This is a genomic window from Kitasatospora sp. A2-31, assembly GCF_022288725.1.
Lineage (GTDB): Bacteria > Actinomycetota > Actinomycetes > Streptomycetales > Streptomycetaceae > Kitasatospora.
Window position 1 is genome coordinate 1 of sequence record NZ_JAKNTA010000063.1, and the last position, 6,385, is coordinate 6,385.

The 6,385-nt window shown below is 71.0% G+C and carries 6 protein-coding genes; 3 read left to right on the forward strand and 3 right to left on the reverse strand.

All coding sequences use genetic code 11. The features are described 5' to 3' along the window. Together MCM47_RS39155 and MCM47_RS39160 are read right to left on the reverse strand one after the other, a co-directional pair. Positions 1 to 290 (reverse strand): RidA family protein (locus MCM47_RS39155; RefSeq protein WP_238951667.1); only part of this gene is annotated, 290 nt, incomplete at its 3' end. Then, positions 287 to 445 carry a DUF4177 domain-containing protein gene (locus MCM47_RS39160; RefSeq protein ID WP_094743074.1) on the reverse strand — a complete coding sequence of 53 codons (159 nt, stop codon included), beginning with the start codon at positions 443 to 445 and terminating at the stop codon, positions 287 to 289. The genes MCM47_RS39155 and MCM47_RS39160, both read right to left, overlap by 4 nt. Positions 446 to 634: 189 nt before the next feature. On the opposite strand from MCM47_RS39160, the gene MCM47_RS39165 reads away from it, so the two are divergent. Both MCM47_RS39165 and MCM47_RS39170 read left to right on the forward strand, forming a co-directional pair. Further along, positions 635 to 1,723 (forward strand): ArsA-related P-loop ATPase, encoded by a 1,089-nt coding sequence (locus MCM47_RS39165; protein ID WP_238951668.1) that lies wholly within the window; start codon positions 635 to 637, stop codon positions 1,721 to 1,723. A 131-nt stretch (positions 1,724 to 1,854) separates the two neighbouring features. Then, entirely contained in the window at positions 1,855 to 3,021 is a 1,167-nt protein-coding gene (locus MCM47_RS39170; protein WP_238861331.1) for an ArsA family ATPase, read from the forward strand. 154 nt (positions 3,022 to 3,175) lie between these two features. Here the strand turns inward: MCM47_RS39170 and MCM47_RS39175 are convergent, their stop codons facing one another. Next, complete coding sequence (locus MCM47_RS39175; RefSeq protein WP_030240986.1) at positions 3,176 to 3,499, reverse strand: WhiB family transcriptional regulator; 324 nt, start codon at positions 3,497 to 3,499, stop codon at positions 3,176 to 3,178. Positions 3,500 to 3,922: 423 nt separating this feature from the next. Here MCM47_RS39175 and MCM47_RS39180 point away from each other — a divergent pair, with 423 nt between their 5' ends. Then, complete coding sequence (locus MCM47_RS39180) at positions 3,923 to 6,265, forward strand: transglycosylase domain-containing protein (protein ID WP_238951669.1); 2,343 nt, start codon at positions 3,923 to 3,925, stop codon at positions 6,263 to 6,265. Positions 6,266 to 6,385: the final 120 nt, after the last annotated feature.

Here is a 6,385-nt window from a genome sequence, read left to right on the forward strand (position 1 = left end):
AAGCCGACCACCTTCACGACCCGCTCGATCAGGTCCAGGTCGCCGATCACCGACTTCACGGCGGCCAGCGCGTTGAGCGCGCAGGTCCGTGCGAGCTCCTTGGCCTCCTCCGGGGTGACCTCGGCGCCGACCTTGCCGGTGCTCGGCAGCTTGCCGCCCACCATCGGCAGCTGGCCGGAGGTGAAGACGAACTCACCCGTCCGCAGGGCCGGGACGTAGGCGGCGACCGGAGCGGCCACCGGCGGCAGCGTCAGGCCCAGCTCGGCGAGCTTCTCCTCGACCTTGCTCATGCGTTCTTCTCCCGCTTGAAGTAGGCCACCAGCTGCTCCGGGTTCGGGCCCGGCACGACCTGGACGAGCTCCCAGCCGTCCTCGCCGAAGTTGTCCAGGATCTGCTTCGTCGCGTGCACGAGCAGGGGCGCCGTCATGTATTCCCACTTGGTCATGGCCAGACTCTAGACGAGCGGCCCCCGCGGGCGGCGCGGCCCGCGGCCCGGCGTGTGAGGTGGCCCACAAACCGGGCATGATTCAGCCCTGGTCCCCCCGATGCTCCCGGCATCCGGCGCGGTCCCTGGTTACCCTCGCGGGAGGGCACCTGAGCGGTGCCGGCCCTCGGAGACGGACGGAGACGGAGCGTGGCACGCACCCCCGGCCAGGAGGCGGCCCGGCGCGACCCCGACTGGGAGGGCGTACGGCTGCACGTGGTCAGTGGCAAGGGCGGCACCGGGAAGACCACCCTGGCCGCGGCACTGGCCCTGGCGCTGGCCGCCGAGGGCCGGCGGACCCTGCTGATCGAGGTGGAGGGCCGCCAGGGCATCGCCGAGCTGTTCGGGATCTCCGCGCTGCCGTACGAGGAGCGCAGGATCGCCTCCGTCTCGCGCGCCCAGCTGGGGCTGCCCGGTGCCGGCTCCGGGAGCGGGGCGGCCGGCGGCGAGGTCTTCGCCCTGGCCATCGACACCGAGCAGGCGCTGCTCGAGTACCTGGAGATGTTCTACAAGCTGGGCCGGGCCGGCAAGGCGCTGCAGAAGGTCGGCTTCGTCGACTTCGCGACCACCATCGCGCCCGGCGTCCGGGACGTCCTGCTCACCGGCAAGGCCTGCGAGGCGGCCCGGCGCAAGGGCCCGGACGGGCGGCTGGCGTACGACGCCGTCGTGATGGACGCGCCGCCGACCGGCCGGCTCACCCGGTTCCTGAACGTGAACTCCGAGGTGGCCGGGTTGGCCCGGATAGGCCCGATCCACACGCAGGCGCAGGCCGTGATGCGGGTGCTGAAGTCCCCGGAGACCGCGGTGCACCTGGTCACCCTGCTGGAGGAGATGCCGGTGCAGGAGACGGTCGACGGCTTCGCCGAGCTGCGCGAGGCCGCGCTCCCCGTGGGCGGGGTCATGGTGAACATGGTCCGGCCCCCGGTCCTGGACGCCGCGGCGGTGGCGGCGGTCGACGGCGACCACCGCGAGCAGGTCGCGCTCGCCCTCGGCGAGGCGGGCCTCGGCGGGCGCTCGCGCAAGGCGGAGACCGTCCGGGCGGCGGTGGACCCGCTGATCGACCCGCTGCTGGACCAGGCCCGGGAGCACGCGGAGCGGGTGGAACTGGAGCGCGAGCAGCGCGCCGACCTGCAGCAGCTGAAGCTCCCCACGTACGAACTCCCGCTGCTGGGCGAGGGTGTCGACCTCGGCGGGCTGTACCGGCTGGCGGGCGAGCTGAAGCGTCAGGGGGCGGCGTGAGCGACCACGGCGTGGGCCACCACGGCGCGAGCGACCGCGGTGAGAGCGGTGGCCGGGCGGCCGGCCGCAGGCAGAGCGGTGGCCGCGGGAGCGGTGGCCGGGAGAACGGCGGTCAGGGGAGCAGTGGCCGGGTGAACGGCGTGCGGGGCACGGGGAGCCGGCTCGCGGTGGACGAGCTGATCGACGACCCGAGGACCAGGATCATCGTCTGCTGCGGCTCGGGAGGCGTCGGCAAGACCACCACCGCCGCGGCGCTCGGGCTGCGCGCCGCCGAGCGCGGCCGCAAGGTCGTCGTGCTGACGATCGACCCGGCCCGCCGGCTCGCGCAGTCGATGGGTCTGACCGAGCTGGACAACACCCCGCGGGTGGTCAAGGGCGTGACCGGCGAGGGCGAGCTCCAGGCCATGATGCTCGACATGAAGCGGACCTTCGACGAGGTCGTGCTGGCCCACGCCGAGCCGGAGCGGGCCCGAGCGATCATGGAGAACCCGTTCTACCAGTCGCTGTCGGCCGGTTTCGCCGGCACCCAGGAGTACATGGCGATGGAGAAGCTCGGCCAGCTCCGGGCGGCCGAGGAGTGGGACCTCATCATCGTCGACACCCCGCCGTCCCGCTCGGCGCTGGACTTCCTGGACGCGCCGAACCGGCTCGGGTCCTTCCTGGACGGCAAGGTGATCCGGATCCTGACCGCGCCGGCCAAGGTCGGCGGGCGCAGCGCGATGAAGTTCCTCAACGTCGGGATGGGGCTGTTCACCGGCACCCTGGGCAAGATCTTCGGCGCCCAGCTGCTGACCGACGTGCAGACCTTCGTCAGCGCGATGGACTCGATGTTCGGCGGCTTCCGCGAGCGCGCGGACCGGACGTACCAGCTGCTCAAGGCGCCCGGCACGGCGTTCCTGGTGGTGGCCGCGCCCGAGCGGGACGCGTTGCGGGAGGCGGCGTACTTCGTCGACCGGCTGGCGGCCGACCGCATGCCGCTGGCCGGGCTGGTGCTCAACCGGGTGCACGGGACGGGCGCTCCCCAGCTCACCGCGGAGCGCGCGCTGGCGGCGGCCGAGGCCCTGGAGGAGAACGGCTCGGAGAACTCCTCCCCCGAGGCCGAGCTGCTCGCGGCCGGGCTGCTGCGGCTGCACGCCGAGCGGATGCAGATCATGGCGCGGGAGCGCCGTACCCGTGACCGCTTCGTCTCCGTCTACCCGGACGTGCCGATCGTCGAGGTCGCCGCGCTCCCCGGGGACGTCCACGACCTGGACGGGCTGCGGGCCATCGGCGAGCGGCTCAGCGGAGGCGCTTCGTAGCGGCGGCGCCGCGCCGTGACGCCCGGTCGGGCGCGCGGGGCGGAGTCGGCTCGGCCGGTGACGGCTCCGGCCGTGGCGGACCGGCTCGTCGTGGCCCGGCCCGTGGTGGCCCGGCTCATCGGGGCCCGGCCCGTGGTGGCCCGCCCGTGGCGGCTCAGCCGGCCTGGGCGTAGTCCGTCAGTATCACGCCGGTCGCGAGGGACTCCTCGTACTCGGTGCGGGCCGTCTCCAGCAGCCGCCGCCACGAGATCACCGTCGGCCGGCGGCGCAGCAGCGCCCGGCGCTCGCGCTCCGTCATCCCGCCCCAGACCCCGAACTCCACCCGGTTGTCCAGCGCATCCGCCAGGCACTCCGTACGGACGGGGCATCCACTGCACACCGCCTTGGCGCGGTTCTGCGCCGCCCCCTGGACGAAAAGTTCGTCCGGATCACTAGTGCGGCAGGCGGCCTGCGCACTCCAGTCGTCTACCCAGCCCATGCCGGCGCCGTCCTCTCCCGAATCGAGGCTCCCCCACGGCGGCAACGGCATATTCACCGTTGCCAGTTGAGGACGTTACGGAAGAACGACAGCTTGCAACAGCCCCTTCGGGCTCAATCTCGAATGGTCCGATTGGACTATGGGTATCGGCCAGCTCACTCGTTGGAGTGATCGCAGGTCGCAAGCCTTGCCAAGGGCGCCGAAGAAACTGTACCCACGCGCGTCGTCACGGAGCGCCACCAAAACCAGCCGCACCACGGGCGGCAGTGGCCTCAAAAGTGCTTCAGAAAGGGGCAATTCGGGCAAACCTCATCACTCACAAGAGTGAGCGATGTTGACGTACCGAAGCTGTCGCAAGCTTGTGACAAGCCTAGGCGAACACCTGCTCCGCCGGAGGGGATTCGGCAACGTAGGGTTCTCCTCATGGCACCGAAGCGCCCCCAGGCACCCCAGCCCCCAGGCAACACCGGAGCTCCGCGCGGCAAGCGCCGCGAGTCACCGCTGGACTTCGCGGGACACGGAGTGAAGTTCCTGGGTGTCAGCGTGCTCTCCGGAGTCCTGCTGGCCGGCATGGCCCTGCCTGCGGTGGGCGCGCTCGGCCTGACCGCCAAGAACACCGCGGAGAGCTTCGACAGCATCTCCGACGACTTCAAGACCCCGCCGCTCACTCAGGCGACCCAGATCTTCGACAGCAAGAACCAGCTGATCGCCAAGGTCTACGAGCGCGACCGCACCGTCCTCGCGGCCGACCAGATGTCGCCCTACATGCGCAAGGCGCAGGTGGACATCGAGGACGCCCGCTTCTACGAGCACGGCGCCGTCGACCTCAAGGGCGTGCTCCGCGCGATCGGCAAGAACGCGGAGAGCGGCACCGCGTCCCAGGGCGCCTCGACGCTGACCCAGCAGTACGTGAAGAACGTCAACGTGGAGAAGGCCGGCGACGACCAGGCCGCCGTCCTGGAGGCCCAGCGCAAGACCCTGGGCCGCAAGATCCAGGAGCTGAAGGTCGCGATCAAGCTGGAGGAGGACCTGACCAAGGACCAGATCCTCACCAACTACCTGAACATCACCTTCTACGGTCACCAGGCCTACGGGGTCGAGGCCGCCTCCCAGCGCTACTTCAGCAAGTCCAACAAGGACCTCACCATCGCCGAGGCCGCCACCCTCGCCGGCCTGGTGCAGAACCCCTCCCAGTACGACCCGGTGCGCTACCCGGAGAACACGGTCAAGCGCCGCAACGTGGTGCTCGACAAGATGCTCGAGAACAAGCACATCACCGCGGAGGAGGCGAACGCGGCGAAGGCCGCCCCGCTGGGTCTGAAGTACAAGGACCCGCAGAACGGCTGCATCACCGCCAACGCCGGCATGGGCTTCTTCTGCGACTACGTGCGCCACGTGGTCAAGCAGGACCCGGTCTTCGGCAAGACCGCCGCCGAGCGGAAGAAGTTCTGGGACCAGGGCGGCCTGAACATCTACACCACCCTGGACCCGGACAAGCAGGCCGCCGCCCAGAACGCGGTGACCACCAAGGTGAAGGTCACCGACCCGGTCTCGGCCGCCGCGACCATGATGGAGCCCGGCAGCGGCAAGATCCTGGCGATGGCCCAGACCCGCCCGTACGGCCTGGACCAGAACAAGAACCAGACCGTCGTGAACCTCAACGTCGACGCTTCGATGGGCGGCGGCAACGGCTTCCAGACCGGTTCGACGTTCAAGCCGGTGCTGGCCGCGGCCGCGCTGGAGTCGGGGATGTCCCCGACCCAGTCGTTCCCGTCCGAGAACCGGATCGACTACCCCACGATGTCCACCTGCTCGGGCACCTGGAAGAACACCGCCAAGGGCAAGGACCGCAGCGTCGGCAACGAGTCGAGCAGCGAGGTCGGCCCGTACGAGCTGAAGCAGGCCATGGCGCTGTCGGTCAACACCTACTTCGTGCAGATGGAGCAGCAGGTCGGCCTCTGCGCGATGAAGCAGATGGCCAACAAGCTCGGCATCAACCAGACGGCCAAGGGCGACCCCTTCGTCGAGGTCCCGTCGATGGTCCTCGGCACCCTGGAGCTCTCCCCGCTGACCATGGCGAACGTCTACGCGACCTTCGCCGCCCGGGGCAAGTACTGCACCCCGATCGCCATCAACAAGATCACCACGGTGGACGGCAAGGACGTCAAGGTCCCGCAGTCGTCCTGCAGCCAGGCCTACTCCGAGAGCACCGCCGACGCGCTCAACGCCGTCCTGCTCAACGTGACCGAGAAGGGCACCGGTGCCTCCCTCGGACTGGAGGGTGGCCGCCAGATCGCCGGCAAGACCGGTACCACGGACGAGAAGAAGGCCGCCTGGTTCAGCGGCTACACCCCGCAGCTCGCCGCCTCGGTCTGGCTCGGCGGCCCGGCCGGCGGCGTGAAGATGAAGAACATCAAGATCGGCGACACCTACTACGGCAGCGACGGCGTCTTCGGCGCCACGGGCCCGGGCCCGATCTGGCAGATGGCGATGAACCAGGCACTGCGCGGCGCGCCGATGCAGACCCTGCCGACGATCAGCATCCCGGACCCGGCCCCCAAGCCGGACCCGAACGCGGCGCCGTCGGGCGCCCCCACGCCGCCGCCGAACGGCGACGCGGCGGGCGGGAACCCGGGCGGAGGCGGCAACCCTGGCGGGGGCGGGAACCCCGGCGGCATGATCGGCGGCGGGGTCACCCTCCCGCCGGGCATCATCGGCGGCGGTGGCGGCAACGGGAACGGCAACGGCGCCGGCGGCCGGCACTGACCGGCTGACGGCACCGACCGGCTGACGGTCCGGCCGGCTGACGGCACACGAGAGGGGCGCCCTCCGAGCGATCGGCTCGGGGGGCGCCCCTCCGTCGTGGTCCTCCGCCGCCCCGCCGGC

Coding starts and splice junctions, on each gene's coding strand:
- MCM47_RS39160 (WP_094743074.1), bottom strand. CDS start 445: ATGACCAAGTGGGAATACATGACGGCGCCCCTGCTCGTGCACGCGACG.
- MCM47_RS39175 (WP_030240986.1), bottom strand. CDS start 3,499: ATGGGCTGGGTAGACGACTGGAGTGCGCAGGCCGCCTGCCGCACTAGT.
- MCM47_RS39180 (WP_238951669.1), top strand. CDS start 3,923: ATGGCACCGAAGCGCCCCCAGGCACCCCAGCCCCCAGGCAACACCGGA.